Origin of the sequence: Motilimonas sp. 1_MG-2023 (genome assembly GCF_030547455.1) — a bacterium.
Classification (GTDB): domain Bacteria; phylum Pseudomonadota; class Gammaproteobacteria; order Enterobacterales; family CBDFNC01; genus Motilimonas.
On the sequence record NZ_JAUOPX010000027.1, the window covers coordinates 24,499 to 42,890 of the forward strand.

General features: G+C 43.4%; 18 protein-coding genes. 3 read left to right on the forward strand and 15 right to left on the reverse strand.

Annotation, left to right across the window (positions count from 1 at the left end; all coding sequences use genetic code 11):
• Positions 1-2 precede the first annotated feature (2 nt).
• Entirely contained in the window at positions 3-1,049 is a 1,047-nt protein-coding gene (locus tag Q4519_RS14180; protein ID WP_233051586.1) for a CDP-glycerol glycerophosphotransferase family protein, read from the reverse strand.
• A 168-nt stretch (positions 1,050-1,217) separates the two neighbouring features.
• Here Q4519_RS14180 and waaA point away from each other — a divergent pair, with 168 nt between their 5' ends.
• Entirely contained in the window at positions 1,218-2,621 is a 1,404-nt protein-coding gene (gene waaA / locus Q4519_RS14185; RefSeq protein WP_303513287.1) for a lipid IV(A) 3-deoxy-D-manno-octulosonic acid transferase, read from the forward strand.
• Here the strand turns inward: waaA and Q4519_RS14190 are convergent.
• On the reverse strand, positions 2,612-3,313 hold the full coding sequence (locus tag Q4519_RS14190) for a 3-deoxy-D-manno-octulosonic acid kinase (RefSeq protein WP_232803665.1): 702 nt from the start codon (positions 3,311-3,313) through the stop codon (positions 2,612-2,614). The two genes, waaA and Q4519_RS14190, sit on opposite strands and share 10 nt — an antisense overlap.
• Positions 3,314-3,436: 123 nt before the next feature.
• Between Q4519_RS14190 and Q4519_RS14195 the strand changes: the two genes are divergently transcribed.
• On the forward strand, positions 3,437-4,480 hold the full coding sequence (locus Q4519_RS14195) for a glycosyltransferase family 9 protein (RefSeq protein ID WP_303513291.1): 1,044 nt from the start codon (positions 3,437-3,439) through the stop codon (positions 4,478-4,480).
• Between the two features lie 163 nt (positions 4,481-4,643).
• On the opposite strand, the gene Q4519_RS14200 is transcribed toward Q4519_RS14195, so the two are convergent.
• Both Q4519_RS14200 and Q4519_RS14205 read right to left on the reverse strand, forming a co-directional pair.
• The gene (locus Q4519_RS14200) at positions 4,644-5,924 is read right to left on the reverse strand and encodes a nucleotide sugar dehydrogenase (protein ID WP_232803663.1); all 1,281 of its coding nucleotides are present in this window, start codon (positions 5,922-5,924) and stop codon (positions 4,644-4,646) included.
• A 120-nt stretch (positions 5,925-6,044) separates the two neighbouring features.
• Positions 6,045-7,037, reverse strand: coding sequence for a hypothetical protein (locus tag Q4519_RS14205; RefSeq protein ID WP_303513297.1), 993 nt, complete (start codon positions 7,035-7,037; stop codon positions 6,045-6,047).
• A 137-nt stretch (positions 7,038-7,174) separates the two neighbouring features.
• Between Q4519_RS14205 and coaD the strand changes: the two genes are divergently transcribed.
• Positions 7,175-7,684, forward strand: a complete 510-nt coding sequence (coaD, locus tag Q4519_RS14210) for a pantetheine-phosphate adenylyltransferase (protein ID WP_232803661.1) — start codon at positions 7,175-7,177, stop codon at positions 7,682-7,684.
• A gap of 164 nt (positions 7,685-7,848) precedes the next feature.
• Here the strand turns inward: coaD and mutM are convergent, their stop codons facing one another.
• The 11 genes from mutM to Q4519_RS14265 form a co-directional block, all read right to left on the reverse strand.
• On the reverse strand, positions 7,849-8,661 hold the full coding sequence (mutM, locus tag Q4519_RS14215) for a bifunctional DNA-formamidopyrimidine glycosylase/DNA-(apurinic or apyrimidinic site) lyase (protein ID WP_303513302.1): 813 nt from the start codon (positions 8,659-8,661) through the stop codon (positions 7,849-7,851).
• A gap of 85 nt (positions 8,662-8,746) precedes the next feature.
• Positions 8,747-9,217: a hypothetical protein gene (locus tag Q4519_RS14220; RefSeq protein ID WP_232803659.1), complete on the reverse strand. Its 471-nt coding sequence runs from the start codon at positions 9,215-9,217 to the stop codon at positions 8,747-8,749.
• Between the two features lie 80 nt (positions 9,218-9,297).
• A complete protein-coding gene (locus Q4519_RS14225; RefSeq protein ID WP_232803658.1) occupies positions 9,298-10,365 on the reverse strand; it encodes a chemotaxis response regulator protein-glutamate methylesterase in 1,068 nt (355 codons plus the stop codon).
• 14 nt (positions 10,366-10,379) lie between these two features.
• Positions 10,380-10,982 carry a chemotaxis protein CheD gene (locus tag Q4519_RS14230; RefSeq protein WP_232803657.1) on the reverse strand — a complete coding sequence of 201 codons (603 nt, stop codon included), beginning with the start codon at positions 10,980-10,982 and terminating at the stop codon, positions 10,380-10,382.
• Between the two features lies 1 nt (position 10,983).
• Positions 10,984-11,826 carry a protein-glutamate O-methyltransferase CheR gene (locus Q4519_RS14235; protein WP_232803656.1) on the reverse strand — a complete coding sequence of 281 codons (843 nt, stop codon included), beginning with the start codon at positions 11,824-11,826 and terminating at the stop codon, positions 10,984-10,986.
• A gap of 30 nt (positions 11,827-11,856) precedes the next feature.
• Positions 11,857-12,399 (reverse strand): chemotaxis protein CheW, encoded by a 543-nt coding sequence (locus Q4519_RS14240; protein ID WP_232803655.1) that lies wholly within the window; start codon positions 12,397-12,399, stop codon positions 11,857-11,859.
• 12 nt (positions 12,400-12,411) lie between these two features.
• Entirely contained in the window at positions 12,412-14,379 is a 1,968-nt protein-coding gene (locus tag Q4519_RS14245) for a methyl-accepting chemotaxis protein (protein ID WP_303513311.1), read from the reverse strand.
• Between the two features lie 52 nt (positions 14,380-14,431).
• Positions 14,432-14,962 (reverse strand): chemotaxis protein CheW, encoded by a 531-nt coding sequence (locus Q4519_RS14250; protein WP_303513314.1) that lies wholly within the window; start codon positions 14,960-14,962, stop codon positions 14,432-14,434.
• Between the two features lie 14 nt (positions 14,963-14,976).
• Complete coding sequence (locus tag Q4519_RS14255; RefSeq protein ID WP_303513316.1) at positions 14,977-17,154, reverse strand: chemotaxis protein CheA; 2,178 nt, start codon at positions 17,152-17,154, stop codon at positions 14,977-14,979.
• A gap of 1 nt (position 17,155) precedes the next feature.
• Entirely contained in the window at positions 17,156-17,479 is a 324-nt protein-coding gene (locus Q4519_RS14260; RefSeq protein WP_232803651.1) for a lipid asymmetry maintenance protein MlaB, read from the reverse strand.
• A gap of 16 nt (positions 17,480-17,495) precedes the next feature.
• Positions 17,496-17,864 carry a response regulator gene (locus Q4519_RS14265; RefSeq protein ID WP_232803650.1) on the reverse strand — a complete coding sequence of 123 codons (369 nt, stop codon included), beginning with the start codon at positions 17,862-17,864 and terminating at the stop codon, positions 17,496-17,498.
• Between the last annotated feature and the right edge of the window lie 528 nt (positions 17,865-18,392).

Below are 18,392 nucleotides of genomic sequence, written 5' to 3' on the forward strand. Positions count from 1 at the left end.
AGTTACCATTTCCAATAATTAAGTTTTTGGCGCATTTGAAAGTTACGATAGACATTCTTTGGCTTTTTATCCTGCCAGCCACGCTGCAAAATATCACTCACGACTTTCAATACACGAGGAGCCGATTGCCCATCTAAATAAGGTGTCACACTTGGACCATACTGCGCTATCGCGGCTAATAATTCATGACTAGGATTTAGCCCCAGCTCAATTGCATCGGCTAATTTTTCCGGCTCGGTGATATTAATAAAACAAGCCTGAGGATCACGGTTGTTCACTGTCACGACAGGCTTGTTCAGCAACAGAAACTCCTGAAATACCGAAGAGTTATCACATACCATTAAGTCAGCACGATGCTGCAATGGGATCACTTGGTCGTTCTCGAAAAAGCTCAGATTAGCATTTTCTAACGCGCGATATTTGGCCACCGTAGTGTGATCCATTTTTGGATGCAAAGTGATAAGCCAATGCCATTGGTCAGACTGGCTTAGCAATTTTATTTGCTCATACACGGCTTCTGCACACGATAGAGTAGGACTAAAGGTTGAGGCAAATAATATTTGCGGCCTAGGCCAAGTTTGTTCACATTGGTAATTAAACAGACTGTCTAGTTTCAGCCAGCCGGTTTCTTGTACTTGAAAGTAACCACGTTTATTGGCCTGTGCTTGCAAGGTGGCACTGCGCTCATGACCCTCGGTGCAATACAGATCGAACAGACCACGTTCAGGGTAAACATTACCGCGTTTACTCTCATTTAAACCATGAAAAACCTGTACTTTAAGACCTGGGATAAAGGCTGGCACGCGGTCACCCGGAACAAATACAGCGTCGGCCTGATAGTTAACAGCGGCGGCCACATCAACCAAAGCCACTTCATCATCCGCTAAAAACGTCGGTGACACTTCATCACCCACCAACAGCCAAGCTACCTCATTACCTTCCGCTTTTGCCACTTGTTGTAAAGGCCGCAAAATAGCAAAGGAATAATTCTGCTCGATATAGAATAAAAATCGGTAGGGCCCAGATGTACCATTAATCGTCTTTATCATGAATTTTCAAATACACCCATTCAATGCAAGCAAGTGGCCAAATCATATCAGAAAAAACCACTAGAGCGAGCCGTTACTCGTTGCTCTGTACCCAAACTACTTGGAGTTGCAGGTAGACGGCACGCTCGTCCACCCCATGAGCATAGATAAACGATGTGATAGGGGTGAATGAGCTTAGCCAACACTGGTGCGGCTTCAAGTAGAAAGGGGATAAACTATTTAGCTAATAGACGTTTAGGTATAAACTCAACTTTCAAAGCCCTTTTTCTTGGTGATCCAGTGTTAATTCGTATTCTCTATACTTTGATCTTGTTACTTGCCGCCCCTTTGCTGCTATTTGGTTTATACCAATCCAAACCGAACAAGCCCAAGTTTGGCGCAAGATGGAAAGAGCATTTTGGTTTAACACCGACACTCACAAATGCCCAGCCAGTTATTTGGTTACATGCCGTGTCAGTCGGCGAGTCTCTTGCTGCTATTCCAGTGCTTCGCGCGCTAAAGCAAGGCTACCCTGATTACCAAATCGTGGTGACTACTACCACCAGTACAGGCGCAGCGCAAATTGCAAAGCTCGGCGATCTCGTCAGCCATCGCTATATGCCTATCGACCTACCCGTTTGTATTAACGGCTTTATCCGCAACATTAAGCCCAGTTGCTTGCTGATCATGGAAACAGAGCTATGGCCCAACACGCTTGCCAGCGCTAAAGCGGCAGGCATACCCGTTTGCATCGTTAACGCTCGATTATCTGTGCGATCTGCTGGCCGTTATGGCAAGTTTCAATGGGTATTTAATGAAATATCACGCCACATAGATCACCTGTTTTGCGTGGCCCAAAGTGATGCTGATCGCTTTAAACAACTCGGATTAACCGCGCAACAAGTCAGTGTTACCGGCTCAATAAAAAACGATATTCAAATAAACTCAAGTGTTACTGAACAAGCGCAAACATTACGCCATCAGCTTGGCGCTACGCGCCCTGTTTGGGTCGCAGCCAGTACCCATAAAGGCGAAGATGAGCAAGTGCTAGATGCATTTAAGGCCGTACTTAAAACCTTACCTGATAGCTTGTTGATTTTAGTACCGCGCCACCCTGAACGTTTTGATGCGATGGCACAACTTTGCCAAGATATGGGGTTCAGTGTGCAGCGGCGCAGCCAAGGGTTTAATCCCACTCAACCATGTCAAGTGTATTTAGCCGATAGCATGGGCGAAATGCTACTTATGCTCGCCGCAGCCGATGCCACGTTTATGGGCGGCAGTTTAATTGGTGATGCGGTGGGAGGCCATAACATGCTAGAGCCTGCTGCATTGGCAAAACCGACGATTACTGGGCCAAGCTATTATAATTTTACCGAAATCGCCGAACAATTACGTCAAGCACAAGGGTTGTGGGTCTGTCAAAACAGCGAACAACTGGCGGCGCAAATGACGCAGCTGTTATCCGATCAGGGATTAGCGCAGCAAGTGGGCCAAGCCGCATTACAAGTGGTAAAGCAAAACCAAGGCGCAGTAGCGAAAACCGTACAAGGCTTATCCGCTTATCTCGAGATGTCGAAAGGTCAGCCTTGATAACCCGCCATCAGCGCTTGCCAGTCAGCCTGATTAAAGTGAATTTTACGCTTGCCGACTTCTTTATGAAACGATCGCAGTAAGCGATCTAAATTCCCCTGTTGCCAAGCTTTACCTTTTTGCTCATAGCACTTATCAAAGTCAATGAGCCAAACTTGGCCTTGCTCATCAAACAAAATATTGTGCGCATTTAAGTCAGTATGATTCACCTGCAACTGATGCATTTTTGCCACTGTTTGGCCAATTTGCTGCCACACGCTTTCGGGTAACCCTTGCTTAATTAACAACCCGACTAAATCTTGTGCATTGGGCACTTTTTCAACCAGAATATCGGCGTGATAAGTTAGGCCACGTTTAATGGCGCGAGCAGCCACCGGACGCGGGACATTGACGCCACCCTGCGCTAGTTTTTGTAATAGCATTAACTCTTGATAGCTGCGGGTTTGCTGCCAACCGGTAAACCAATAAGCATCGGCCACCAGCTTGCCAAATAAACCACCGCGGCGATAATGACGCAGTGCCATATCAACTTTTTCACCACGAACAAACCAAGTAGTGCCGCGGCCTTGCGCCGAACCTATCAGCGCATTTTGCTGTTGCCAAAAATCAGCGTCAAAACACAGCACGGGATCTTCTTTGAGTAATGTTTCATCAAACCAAACTTGGCCTTGGGGAAGTGTAAGGTGCTGCATTCATCCTGTCCCTTTTGTCACAATATCAATTAACGATTAAGGGGGCATTTTACAATTAACTGAGCAAGCTGCATAATTCTGTCTTCAATCAATTTCATCTCCCATTTATAGCGAGACTGGTCCATGGCTTTGTTTACTGCTGCGCCCAATTCTTTATGTGTTTTACGTTTGTCAGCGATTGGCGATGTGTGCCACGCGATTAGCGTGATCCAAGCCATTCAAGATTATTGGCCCAGCACTAAAATCACTTGGGTCTGTGGCAAAATTGAAGCGCAATTAATCGGTGACTTACCGGGCATTGATGTGGTCATCTTTGATAAAAAAGCAGGCTTTGCTGGCATGCGTCAAGTTTGGTCTAAGCTAAAAAATCAGCGTTTTGACGCCCTGTTACACATGCAGCTTGCCTTACGCGCCAGTATGTTGTCGTTAGGAATTAAGGCGAAATACCGCGTTGGTTTTAGTAAAGATCGCAGCAAAGAGGGGCAGTGGTTAGTCACCAATCGCCATTTGCCAAGCTCCAACAGCATACATGTACTGGACAACTTTGCCGAATTCGCGCGTTATTTGGGTGTGCCATTTGAATCACCACAGTGGAACATTCCGCTTGGCGAAGCCGAACTCGATTTTGCTAAGGGCTATTGCCAAGGCAAAAAAACCTTAGTGATTTCACCTGCGGCCAGTAAAGATGAACGTAACTGGCTCACCGACCGCTACGCCACCCTTGCCGATTATGCTACTGAACAAGGTTTACAAGTGATCTTATGTGGCTCACCGGCTCCGCGAGAGCTAAAACTGGCACAAGCTATTAGCGATCTGTGCCAGCAGCCCATTATCAACTTAACAGGTAAAACCTCATTAAAGCAGCTAACTGCCGTGTTGGCCGCTGCTGATGTGGTGATAGCGCCCGACTCGGGTCCAGCTCATTTAGCCACCACACAAGGCACCACAGTGATCGGTTTATATGGTCATAGCAATCCTAAGCGCACCGGCCCTTACAACGATTTAGATAAAGTAGTAAGTGTTTATGAGCAGCATGTGGTTCAGCAACAGCAAAAGCCTATCGAGCAATTAGCCTGGGCAACTCGGGTGAAAGGCGATCATGTGATGCAAGATATCACCCTAGCAGCGGTGCAAGCCGAGCTAGATAAGGTAATCAGTCAGTTATAAATGCAAGCTAGACTTATTAGTAGCGGTAAAATCCAAATGAAGGAAGCGTATAGTTATTCGCAACATATCTTTTTCAGGGATGAAAAAGTTAAGCATACAAGGATGTACTTGCTGCGGTGTTGCGAAGAAATAGTCGCTTCCTGAACTTACTTATTATCATCTCCTACAATCGCCCGGTCACTAGCGGGCTATCTAAAATTCTTTTCACATCAAATATCACGCAACCATTGGGATTTGACAACCCCTTATAGTCCGCTTCAGACAGCGCCATGATTTGACGATGAGACACAGTGAGCACCAAAGCGTCATATTGCTGTTCGGGTAACTCTGTGTGTAATTCAATGCCATATAAACGCTGCGCTTCTTCCGGATCGGCCCATGGATCAAACACTGCCACGTTAACGTCCATGGTTTTCAGCTCATTGATCACATCAATCACTTTGGTATTGCGTAAATCGGGGCAATTTTCCTTAAAGGTCAGCCCCATAATCAACACCTTAGATTGACTCACTTGGATTTTTTGTTTGAGCATCAAACGCACCACACGATCGGCAATGTAAATGCCCATGTCATCGTTTAAGCGTCGTCCCGCGAGAATCATTTCAGGGTGATAGCCCAGCTCCTGAGCTTTATAGGTTAAATAATAAGGGTCAACACCAATACAATGCCCACCGACTAAACCTGGATGAAAATGTAAAAAGTTCCACTTAGTCGCCGCAGCATCCAGCACTTCTTCAGTGTTAATACCGATTTTATCGAAGATCAGTGCTAACTCATTAATGAGGGCAATATTGACATCACGCTGGGTGTTTTCGATGACTTTCGCCGCTTCAGCCACCTTAATCGAACTGGCTTTGTAGGTACCTGCCATGATCACCTTGCCATACATGGCATCAACAATCTCTGCCACATCAGGGGTAGAGCCCGAGGTTACTTTAACAATACTGGTTAAGGTGTGCTCTTTATCACCCGGATTAATCCGCTCTGGACTGTAACCACAATAGAAGTCCTGATTAAATACCAAGCCTGAACCTGCCTCTAATAGCGGCACACACACCTCTTCAGTTGCGCCGGGGAAAACAGTGCTTTCATACACCACAATATCGCCACGCTTTAATACCTTAGCTACGGTTTCTGACGCGCCCACTAAGGGAGATAGATCAGGTTGATGATGCTTATCGATGGGAGTTGGAACGGAAACGATAAAAAACTGACAGCCAGCCATGTCTTGGGGATCAGAGCTAAACATGGCTTGGCTCGCTTGCAGTTGCTCGGTAGTGGCTTCCAGTGTGCGGTCACGGCCTTGGCGCAGCTCAGCTACGCGCTGAGCATTAATATCGAAACCCACTGTGGCAAAATGCTTAGCAAATTCGAGGGTCAAAGGTAAGCCGACATAACCTAAACCAAGCACGGCCACTTTTTGGGGCATTTGCAAACTGGACATATTCACTCCCTTGAATGCGATGATTCGCCTTCAGAAAGCTTAGTACAGAGTGCTCGGATTAATTAGATATCAGGTGAAATAATATCGCCTGCCAAGTAATCGCAAAACGCTTAGATGCAATCAATGGCTAGGTAGCACAACCTCAGCTAACGCAGCAGAGCTTAATGGACTACTTTCAGCACTGATTAATAGGGTTTTATCATTCTTCCATAGTAGCCCTTCCCACTGCGAGTACTCAGGCAACTGATAATATTTGGCATGGCTCAAATCCACTTCGCCGCCAACGACATCAAAAATCCAAATAAAAGCATGGCCAAACAAGCGCTGTTTACTGTAACCCAGCAAAGCTAGCTGTCCCGAAGGCTGGTGATAGTCTACCGCGGTGATCAAGCCTTGCACCGGTAACGTTTGCTGGGCCTTTAGCAACTGGGGCGATGTCCCAAATTCAGCTTGATATAACTGAGTTTGCTGATCTTGCCAGTTCTTTGAAAACAACCACAACTGATTGTCCACCATAGTAATTGCTTCGCAATCATAGTTATGCTCATAAGCTTCAAGATCGGCAGTTTGCTTCTCTAGCTTAATATTGATGCGATCACTGCTTAAACGCGAACCATTAGGGGCAATATCGATTTCATGCCAAGGTACTTGGTAAATTTGAAAGGTGTCGCGCTTACCACTGTTGTTGCCGCAATCAGCAATATAAAGATAGGTGTCATCTTGGGCTAGAGATTCCCAATCACGGTTAACCGCGTCGGTCACTTTAAGCTTGGTTTCAATAAACTGGTTACTTAAATTTAGCTTGTATAAAAAAGCACCATCGCCGCTGTCATTAATGGTCCAAAGCTTGCCATAACGCATTGCTAAACCCGATGTTTCACTCACATCACTAGGTAATGAAGCCAGCACAGTAAACTTCACTTGCTGCTCAGTTAAAGTGCTAATTTGCATATCACCAGAAACTGGAGCGACAGCTTGTATTTCTTGCGTTACCTCTGCTTCATCGTTCCACACTGACGGTACACTGCAACCACTTAGAAGGGTAAAACTTGAGCATAAAACTAGATTAACCACCCAGTTATAACGAGAAAAGAAACACAGCCTTGTTAACACTTCAACCTTCCTTATTTATTTAAAATCAGTTATACCCTAAGCCAAAACAACCCTAAGGAGCCTGTTCAGCAAGTGTGGCTTGAGTATATACTAACGCGAATCATAGCCGTTTCAGATGACAACAGGAATATCTCGACATGACAGTACGCGTAATTTATCCAGGCACTTTTGATCCCGTCACTAATGGTCACATAGAACTGATTGAACGTGCCTGTAAAATGTTTGGAACTGTGATCATCAGCATAGCTGCTAGCCCAAGTAAGCAGCCAATGTTTGATTTAGCCGAGCGGGTTGCCTTATTACAACAGGCAACAGAGCATTTAGATAATGTGCAAATTGTTGGCTTTAAGGGCTTACTCGCCGATTTTGCCAAGCAGCATGACGCTCAAGTAATGATCCGTGGCGTACGGGGCAGCAACGATTTTGATTATGAACTGCAATTAGCTAACATGAACCGTAAGCTCAATCCTGATCTTGAAACCGTAATCTTCACGCCAAGCCCTGAAAATAGTGCAATTTCTTCTACCTTGGTAAAAGAAATTGCCAAGCATGGTGGCGATGTAAAAGATCTTGTCCCCGCATCAGTTAAGCAAGCCTTACAAAATAAAATAACCTCAGTTTTGCTTAAGCCTATTACGAATGGATAAAGTATATTTTTACTGCACAATTTAAGTTTTCAGGGATGAAAACACAAAACGTATAGGGATATATTAACCGCGTTTTTGCAGAAGAAATATACTATTTTGCTTATCCAGAACTCGGGTTAAAAATAGTACATAGGGAATCCCACATTATTCGACGTTAGCAAAAGTTAACGCTGACACTGAGCGCAAAATACGGTGCTACGTTGGCCTAAGCGGATCTCTTGTAAGGTGTTACCACAATGTGTACAAGGCAACCCGGCGCGACCATATACCGCCAGTTGTTGCACAAAATAGCCCGGTTTACCATCGGCTTTAGTAAAATCTTTAAGGGTAGTACCGCCTTGAGTAATCGCCTCTGCGAGCACGGTTTTAATATGTTCAGTCAATATTTGATAGCGTGCTTTAGAAATATTACCCGCGGCGCGCTTAGGGTGAATACCACTACGAAATAAGCTTTCATTAGCATAAATATTACCTACACCTACAACATTGGCATTATCCATAATAAACTGCTTCACCGCAGTTTTACGGCCACGTGAGCGTTCAAACAGGGTCTCATCGCTAAAGTCGGTGGTTAATGGCTCAGGCCCCAGCTTGGCTAGCAATGGATGTAATTCAGGCTCGCCTTTCACCCATAAGCAAGCGCCAAAACGGCGCGGATCATGTAGCCGCAACAATTGGCCACTGTTTAACACAATATCGATATGATCGTGTTTTTGTACCTCACTGCCAACTGGGAGGACGCGCAAATTGCCCGACATGCCTAAATGTAAAATAATGCTGCCCACTTGCGTGCGCAATAAAATATATTTAGCGCGGCGCTCTACTCGCTCAATCACTTGAGCGCAAGCCTCTTGAATCGAGTCTGGCACCGGCCAGCGCATTCTTGGCTCACGAACAATAACTTGCTTAATGGTCGCCCCTGTTAAAAACGGGGCGATGCCTTGACGGCTTACTTCAACTTCGGGTAACTCAGGCATGATAGGCTCTTTGGGTCATAAAACGGCATGGAATAAAGGGTATGATACGTAAACAAGTAAGCGTCGGTTTAGGTTAAGCTTTCACTTATTTCGGCAACAGCTTATGAATATTAAGCTCATCCAACTGCAATAACTGTGACTGCCAATTACTGATCACTAAACCACTGTCTAACTGGTAAAGCGTCAAGCTGACCGGCTCGTCCACACCTGCTAACCAAAATTGATAAACTTGACTGTATTGGCTAACAGGCAACTGTCCTTGGGCTAATTCTAGGGTGTTAAGAGGCTCAGACAACCAAGCATTCATCATTGTGTTAAGCTGTTCAGGCGCAAGGCCAATATCAGGGCGGCTCCGCCAACTGCGACCAATACGTTCAATGGTATAATCTGGCCCTTGCATCGTTAAAATCATGCCGTGACTGGGTAATAAAGTGGCTTGCTTAGGAGTGGATATATCTTCGTGAAGCATGCGCTTATGGCTGAAATTAAAGATAAAGATCATACCAAGCACAGCAAAGATTAATACGTTATTCCACGCTTTTTTACTTAATTTCATTATGCCTCCTAAACCTATGTTGCGATCATAATGCAGTCGCACCAAGATGCAAGCACTACTAAGTAGGAGGGCGTCGCTTGTTACTTTATCGCTTTCATTATTAGCTCAGGGATCCGCTGCAAGGGTAACTGTATATCGACACCGCCAAGCTTTACCGCCTCTTTTGGCATGCCATAAACCACGCAGGTTTTTTCATCTTGTGCTGCGGTATAAGCGCCCGCGTCGTGCATTTCTTTTAGCCCTCTGGCGCCATCATCGCCCATACCCGTCATAATAATGCCCACCGCATTAGCGCCAGCCGCCTTTGCGACAGAACGAAATAACACATCAACAGAAGGGCGATGCCGACTAACCAATGGACCATCTTTCAACTCCACTCGATATTGTGCGCCACTGCGAATTAGCAACATATGTTTGCCACCATTAGCGATTAACACCTGACCGGGAACAACGCGATCATTATGCTCAGCTTCCTTCACATTCATCTGGCACAAAGAATTTAAGCGACCAGCAAAAGCCGCAGTAAAATTCTCAGGCATATGTTGCACCACCACGATACCGGGCGCAGTGCGAGGTAAATTCACTAACACCGCCTCTAACGCTTGTGTTCCACCGGTCGAAGTGCCAATGGCAATCACTTTATCGGTCGTTTCAGACATGGGTTTATTCGCGCAAGGAGCAATAACCGCATCAGCACTCAGCTTAGATGTAACGGGAAGTGCACTAGGGGCTCTGGCCCTGCCACCAACCTTTGCCATCGCAGCGGCCTTGATAGCGTCAATCATCATCGCCCTTTGCTCTTGTAAAAAGCCTTTTAGTCCAGCCTTAGGCTTAGTGATCACGTCAATGGCCCCAGCGGCCAGAGCTTGCATCGTCGCATCAGCTCCTTTGCCCGCAAGGGTTGAACAAATCACCACTGGCGTTGGCCTTTCTGCCATGATTTTTTTCAAAAATGTAATGCCATCCATACGAGGCATTTCAATATCCAGAACAATCACGTCAGGCCACTGACTGGCCATTTTTTTCATCGCAAAAATAGGATCAGAAGCCGCGCCTATGACTTTAATGCCAGCAGCGCCATCTAACTGCTGGGTCAGCACTTGGCGCACGACAGCAGAATCGTCGACGATTAATACGTTAATGGCCAATTGAACTCCATAAATTACCAAAATTTCACATGTTGAATAGCGTGACCACTTTTCAGTTGAGATAGCTCTTTGTTAAAGTAGCGGCGCTCCTCTGCGGCAACTTGTTGCTCGACACTGGTTGCAATCCGTTTCATAAAAACGGAGTAGTCATCGCCGACAAAATGAATCATTCGGCCATGATCGCCGCCTAAATGATGCGCCTGTAGCGGTATTCCTTCGTTAGCTAAAAAGTCCATAATAAACTGGCTATTTGCACTTCCAACGGCAAAAAAACTGTGCCCTGAACAACCAAGATTTATCACATTACCGCCACCAAATACTTTTGCTTGCAATAAACTACGCTGCGCGCCTTTATGCAACATGCCATTGATTAATAGCTCCATTGCATGCACACCGTAACGCCCTGCTTGTGATTCCATAATAGGCTGATGGGAGCCACTCTGGCGACTTGCTAATAAGAAGTGATTCATACCAAAAACGCGATTAATGGGATCCCATAAACAAGCGGCAACGCAAGAGCCAAGTAGCGTGGAGATAACATCACGGTTGGCACTGACATAAAATTCTCCGGGGTCAATGACAACACGCTCACCTCCTTGAATTTTATATCTTTTCATATCACTCTTTCTTTCGGTGAATAGAAGGTTTAAGCATGGTTAATTTATCGGTAATACCGTGCAAAGTCTCTGAATGACTAGTAATTAAATAGCCACCGGGTTTAAGCTTTTGAATCAATTTATCAATGACCATTGTTTTAACGGCTTGGTCAAAATAAATCATGACATTACGAACAAATATCACATCAAACAAACCAATATTGGGTAAGGTTTTAGTTAAATTTATTTGCTCAAATTGACAGCAATTCCTTAGCTTACTGTCCACTAAAAAAGTGCCCTCTTGCTCACGTACCCCACGCAAGCAATACTTGTGTAGAAACTCTTGATTCATGCTGCCCATGCGACTGAGCGGATAAACCCCGCGCCTACAACTTGCAAGCATTTTAGTACTGATATCTGAGCCTAAAACATACCAAGGTTTGCCTGTTAAATATTTCGCCAAAACCATCGCTAAGGTATAAACTTCCTCTCCTGATGAACAAGCTGCACTCCAAATTCTAAGCTCATCACCTTGCCACGGCTTAATAAGTTGATCGACTAAAAAGTCAAAGTGCTGGGGCTCACGAAAAAAATACGTTTCATTGGTCGTCAACAAATCTACCATTATTTGAAATTCGTCTGGCGACTGTTTGCTATGGATAAGGGCATAATATTCATCAAAACGCTTTAGCCCATAATGAACCAAGCGTTTAGTTAAACGCGACATCACCAAGTTCTTTTTACCGGGCGCCATAGAAATACCAGCGACCTCATATATCAATGTTTTAAATTGATAAAACTCCTTATCGGTAATAGGCCGAACTTGGAAAGGATTGCGCTCTGCTATTTCACATGCTTGATTCACGGTCTTTAAATTTTCCTAAGCAATTAATTTTTAAACACAAAAAGAAGACTGAGCCGCGACAATCTGTTCAGATAGCTCCTCAACACACAAAACCTTTTCTTTGTTAAGTAAAATGACAAAATCTTCTTCATAACGACCAATTTGGCTAATAAATTTGCTGTCAATATCCGTACCAAAGTCTGGTGGCTTTTGTCTATTCTGCTCAGGAATAGTTAAAATCTCATTCACCTGCTCAACGAGAATTCCCATGGTTTGCGTCTCATCGTGAAATGCCAAGCTAACCAAAACAATACAGCTCTTTTTGGTTAGCTTAATAATATGAGAGCCTAGTCTTGCTCCTAAATCGACCACAGGAACCACATTACCGCGTAAATTAATGACTCCTCTAATACTATTTTGTGTCATTGGTACCCGAGTCATTGAGCTCACCTCAATGATCTCTTTCACATCTAAAATACCAATGGCCATTAGCTTTCCCAACACTGAGAAGGTCAAGTATTGATAAGCGCCATCCGCCACCCCATCTCCTAAGTAGTGGTCTTGCTTATTTACCGCCATCGCCAATTCATTCATTTTGATAGCCTCTTAAAAGCGCTCAAAGTTCTTTTCGTTAAACGCCAACTCTAAACCGCCACCCGATGAATTTCTGGGTTTAGTCGCTACTGACTTAGTGGCTGCTGGAGCAGACCAATTATCTTGCCCTTTCCCCGCAGCTTGTGCCGATGACAACTTAAAAAATGCAACAGCTTGCTGCAGTCCATTCGCCTGCGCACTTAACTCCTCTGCCGTAGCTGCTAATTCCTCTGAGGAGGCCGCATTTTGTTGCGTCGCTTTATCCAACTGAGACATCGCGCTATTAATTTGGCCCACGCCTGACGATTGCTCTTCTGACGCAGCTGAAATTTCTTGCACTAAATCTGCTGTTTTACTTATGCTAGGCACAATTTCTTCTAATAAGCGCCCAGCTTCTTCTGCGATAGAAACACTATTTGTTGCTAGTGCGTTGATTTCCTGAGCAGTTACACGACTGTTCTCTGCCAGTTTACGTACTTCAGCCGCCACCACAGTAAAGCCTTTACCATGCTCACCCGCTCTAGCTGCCTCAATGGCGGCATTCAAAGAAAGCAGGTTCGTTTTGTATGCAATATCTTCAATCAAACCAATTTTGTTGGCGATCTCTTTCATGGCGTGCACAGTACGATTAACCGCTTCACCACCTTTGGTCGCCTCTTCAGCAGCCTTAGTGGCCATACTATCGGTCACACGAGCATTGTCTGTATTTTGCTGCACCGATGCATTGAGCTCTTCTACCGAGGCAGTTGTTTCTTCAACACTGGCTGCTTGCTCGGTCGCTGCTTGGCTAATCGTTTGCGCTGTGGCACTCACCTCTTGAGACGCGCTCACTAAATTGTCGGCATTGCCTCTCACTTGTTGAATAACACCGCTAATATGGTCAACCATATCCATCATGGCTTTATATACACCCGTGGCATTAGCTTGATTATTAAATTTAATATCTAAGTTACCGTCCGCGATTTCACGTGCAATCGCTTCCATATCTCGTGGCTCGCCGCCTAGCGGTTTTTTAATCAACCGAACCAAAAACCAAGATAACAGTATGCTAAATAAGGTCGCTAATACCGACACCCACATAATCAGCGAAATAGTATTTTCATTCTGAGCTTTAACTTGAGGACCTAACGCTTCTTGATCTGCTTGTACCGATAATTTTACTTCTTCTGATGCCTTTGCCACTTTTGGACCAATTGCATCAAGCTCATTTTTGATAACATTATTACGCGCGATCATTAACTCATTTACTTTGTTTAGTCCTTCTACATAAATATCCCGTTGCTGCATAAATTCTGTAAACAACCTTCTCCGCTCGGGATTTTGTAAATTTTCATCTAATACTTTCGCTCTAGCGATGGCATTCTTATCCATCTCTTCTAGCGCTCGATCCATATCAGCTTTACTGGCTGAAGCTAAATATTTAGCTGAATATAACCGACCCAGTAAAACCGATTCTTGGGTGTCTCCTGCATAAAAAGCCGCGTCAGGATCTTGATCTCTATGGGCTGAGTCCATGATAGAACTCATTAACTGCTGCATTGCATTCCCCGACGGCACCAGCGTCGACTTTTCAATTTCTTTTAGCTCAGACATAAGCACAACCGCTTTATCAAACGCTTTGTTGTAATTGCCAATTTCATTGGCAATAAAAGCAACGTTTTCAGCTCGCTCTGGCTTTTTAATTTCACTCTGCGCTTCTTTGGTATATTCCAAAAGTTTTTCGTAGCGCTCTTTAAAAGAAGCAATTGTTTGGTCAGTGTGATTAATAGTGTAATCTTTCGCAAACAAGCGAACCAATAGCATATTAGCTTCCACTCGACTGGCAAGATTAGAATCGATTGCTAACTCGCGATATTCATTAAACCCATTCATAGACTTTTTCAAGCCGATAAATGCAGAGAATGAAACCCCAACCAGTAATAACATTACCAACGCATAGCCTAGGCTTATTTGATAACTTAGCTTTAAGTTTTTGAACATATCTCTCTCCTTTTTAAGAGTTGTTCCAACTAAAAATCACTTTATTTTGGTCTTAATTAATTTCCATCAAGGATTTAATTTGGCCTGATGACAGTATATTATCGACCTCTAAAATAATGACGAAGACTTCATTTAATTTCCCCATGGCTTGGATATAATCAGCATTATTACTGTCTCCTACTTGAGGTGCCGACTGAATACTATTGTGATCAAATTCAACAATTTCTTTAACTGCATCCACTAAAAGGCCAATAGCTTGATTGCCTCCAGATGGAGGGTTAACATCAACTAATACAATACAACTTTTATCACTTAGCTTGCTCATGACTCCTTTCGCCGTTTTTAACGAAAAATCAACTACCGGCACAGCTGCCCCTCGCAAATTAATCACACCTCGAATAAATTCTGGCATCCTAGGAATAAACGTTATCTCACTTACTTCAATAATTTCATTTACTGCCAATATATTTACGGCGAGGGTTTCATTAGCCACAGAGAAGGTTAAATACTGGGTAACAGTTTCAATATACTGTTGATGAAATTCTTCATGCTCAATGCCATAGCCGGTAATAAGTTCTGCCATGAGTTATCCCCTACCTAAACCGATTCAAGTGTTTTTACATCAGTTGTTTTAGCACTCGCTAAACCAATTAAACCTTGTACATCTAATATCAATGCGATCTCACCACTACCCAATACAGTGGCCCCACTTACGCCTTTTAATCCTTGAAAAACTTTACCTAGAGGCTTTATAACCGTCTGTAATTCACCAAATAATCGATCGACAACAATACCCGCCTTTGCCCTACCTGCTTTAACGATAACTAAGCTTTCTCTACCGCGATGGCTTTGCTGATAGTTAACGCCAAAAAATTCACTCAACTTTATGTAGGGCATAACTTGACCGCGCAAGTTCACATAATGACTGTTTTTATCGAGGTGCCATTCATCGGTGTTCATTTCCACACATTCCTCAACCATGCTTAATGGAATGACAAAGCGCTCTTGCTCCACCCCAACCATAAAGCCTTCTATTATGGCGAGTGTTAAAGGAAGGTGAATCGTCACTAACGTGCCCTTACCCCGCTCGCTATCCACTTCAATCGTTCCACGTAAAGCATCGATATTGCGTTTAACCACATCCATACCTACGCCACGTCCAGAAATATTACTGGCGGTATCTTTAGTGGTCAGCCCTGGTTCAAAAATCAATCTTAATATTTCTCGCTGACTTAATTCCTGCCCAGCATTAATCAGCCCTTTTTCTTCGGCTTTTTTACGTATTTTATCGGTGTCTAAACCAGCACCATCATCTGCTATTTGAATAACAATATGACCTGAGTCATGTAATGCATTTAGGCGCAGCACTCCTTTTCTGGGCTTACCTTGCGCCACTCTTTCATCCGGAGTCTCAAAACCATGATCGAGAGAGTTTCTAACTAAGTGTGTAAGGGGGTCGTTAATTTTTTCAACAACTGTTTTATCTAGCTCTGCTTCACCGCCAGTAATAACTAGCTCAACATCTTTATTTAAATCTTTACTGACATCGCGAACGACTCGACGAAAACGTGAAAAGGTTTCACCAATTTGCACCATGCGTAACTGCAAAGCATGATCGCGGATATTTTCCACTAAACCTTCAACACCACTTACTACCTCTTGCACATCTGCGAGATCATGCTTTTCAACTAAAAGCTTTACAGCGGCATTAGAAATAACCAACTCGCCAACAAGGTTAATCAGCTGACCAAGACGATTTGCATCTACTCGAATGTATTGCGTTTCTTGAGCGATCTTTTCTCGTATAATTTCTTGCTTTGCAACTGCCTTTTCGACAACGTCTTTACTAACAACATGTTGCTCGACTAAAATTTCACCTAATGGTTTAATCTCTTTTGTTGCACCATCATTAAGAACGCCGTTTTGGAGCTGCAATGCACTGTTCAACTCTTGCTCTGTTAATGCACCCACTTGGATCAATAACTCACCAAGCTTATTGAGTTCCTCACCTGTTAATTCTTCCAATAATGCCAAATATTTTTCTAGCTCAGAGTGCGGCGGCACAATACGTAGTTCGCAATCATCTAGGGCAAACTCAAAAACTGACTTTATTTCTTCTTTATTGGCCGAGCTTGATAGTGCAATTCTAAAGGAGAGATAGCATGATTCAGGATCCATGTCCTCCCAGCAGGGGAAGTCGTGAGTAAAAGTAATTATCTCAATTATTTCACCCATTCTTTTTAAATAATTAATAAATGATAAAGGGTCAAGCCCATTTCTTAAGGCATCCGGTTTAAAGTCTAATGAAATAACCCAGTGATCCTCTGAAGGACTTCTTTTATCACTGACTTCGATTTTTTCATTAGTATTAGTAACCGTAAGTTCACTTGGCTGCTCTGGAGTTAATTCATTTAATAGCTTTTTCCCCGCTTCTTGAAGCGTTTCAGAAATATCTTCCTGCTCTCCTGAAATAAACTCCACCAAATTAGCGGTGTGATCTTTACACTTTAATAATAGGGCGATGAGATCAGGATCAACTGAACGTAAGCCATTACGAACATTATCCATTACCGATTCAACAGGATGAGTAAAAGCTACGATGGCATCAAAACCAAAAATCCCCGCAGCTCCTTTTATTGTGTGTATGGCTCGAAATACACTATTTAAATGTTCGGCATCATTCGGGACTTGCTCCATTTCGAGCAAAGCATTTTCCATTTGCTCAAGTAGCTCTTCAGATTCTTGGATAAATATCTTTTTAGTATCATCAAGCATATTAAAATTCCTTTGCTGGCAATACGATGGGATCACCAAATAAGGCTTCAAGATTCAGGGTCTCTAATACATCAATCACTTGACGATTATGTTTAATAAATCGCAGTGTTTTTCCTTTTTTCTTTGCTTGTTGATGTAACAAAATCAATATTTGTATACCAGCACTGTCAATATCCGATACACACTCTAATGAAATCTCCAACTCGTCTTGTTTTGATAACACATCTTGCAACTCCTGCTTCATCATTGCCGCGGTATATATAGTTAACTCGTCGTTAATTTCTAAAAAGTGGGCACCGTTATGCTCTTTAGCTTCAATACTCATCGAGTGCTCCCCTTGTTTACGGTAAAACTAACTTAGCCACAGCATCTAACATTTGCGGTGGTTGAAATGGCTTAACAACCCATGCTTTTGCTCCTGCTGCACGTCCTTCTGCCATTTTTCCCTGTCCCGCTTCGGTGGTTAGCATAATAACGGGCGTAAACTTATATTTTGGGTGCTGCTTCACTTCTTTCAGGAAAGAAATGCCATCCATATTGGGCATATTAACGTCACTGATAATCAGGTTAATTTTTTGACCAGACATTTTACTTAGCGCGTCTTTACCGTCACAAGCTTGAATAACATCATAGCCAGCACCTTTTAAGGCAATACCAACAACTTGTCGAATTGACACTGAGTCATCAACCACCAAAATGGTTTTAGCCATACAACCTCCTTACACACCTTTTATTAACTAAATTGCCCAAAGGGGTTTATTGGGTCCCTTAGCAACTTCTCCTTCGCACTCAACATTTAAAACATTCACCCAGAATCAGCGTGTTTTATTCTTGGACTGAAGTTCTACATGATTTGGAGATTCAGCTCTGAATACTGTTTTTTAAGTCACTCTTTCCAAATTACTTCACCCTAGTCTAATTTAAGTGAAAAAAAACTAAGGGAAGAAACATCCAAACCGACGCTAAGACTGCATACTCCACGATAAATTAAACGCCTTTGATGCCTACACCCGTCGCGACGACGGCGAGTAATAATAGAAGCTGCATTACAATTTGAACTCATGAGTGATTCTCATCAGTCAATTTAAAATAACTTTTTTATCGCGAGCATAACAAAGAGTGTAGTAAGGCTGTCACAGTTCTTCATTGTTTTATTGATTAATTCTTGACTTAAGACAAGTGGTTGGTGTTATAAACCAGCTTAGATAATGATAAAAACAACAAAAACAACCATTAAT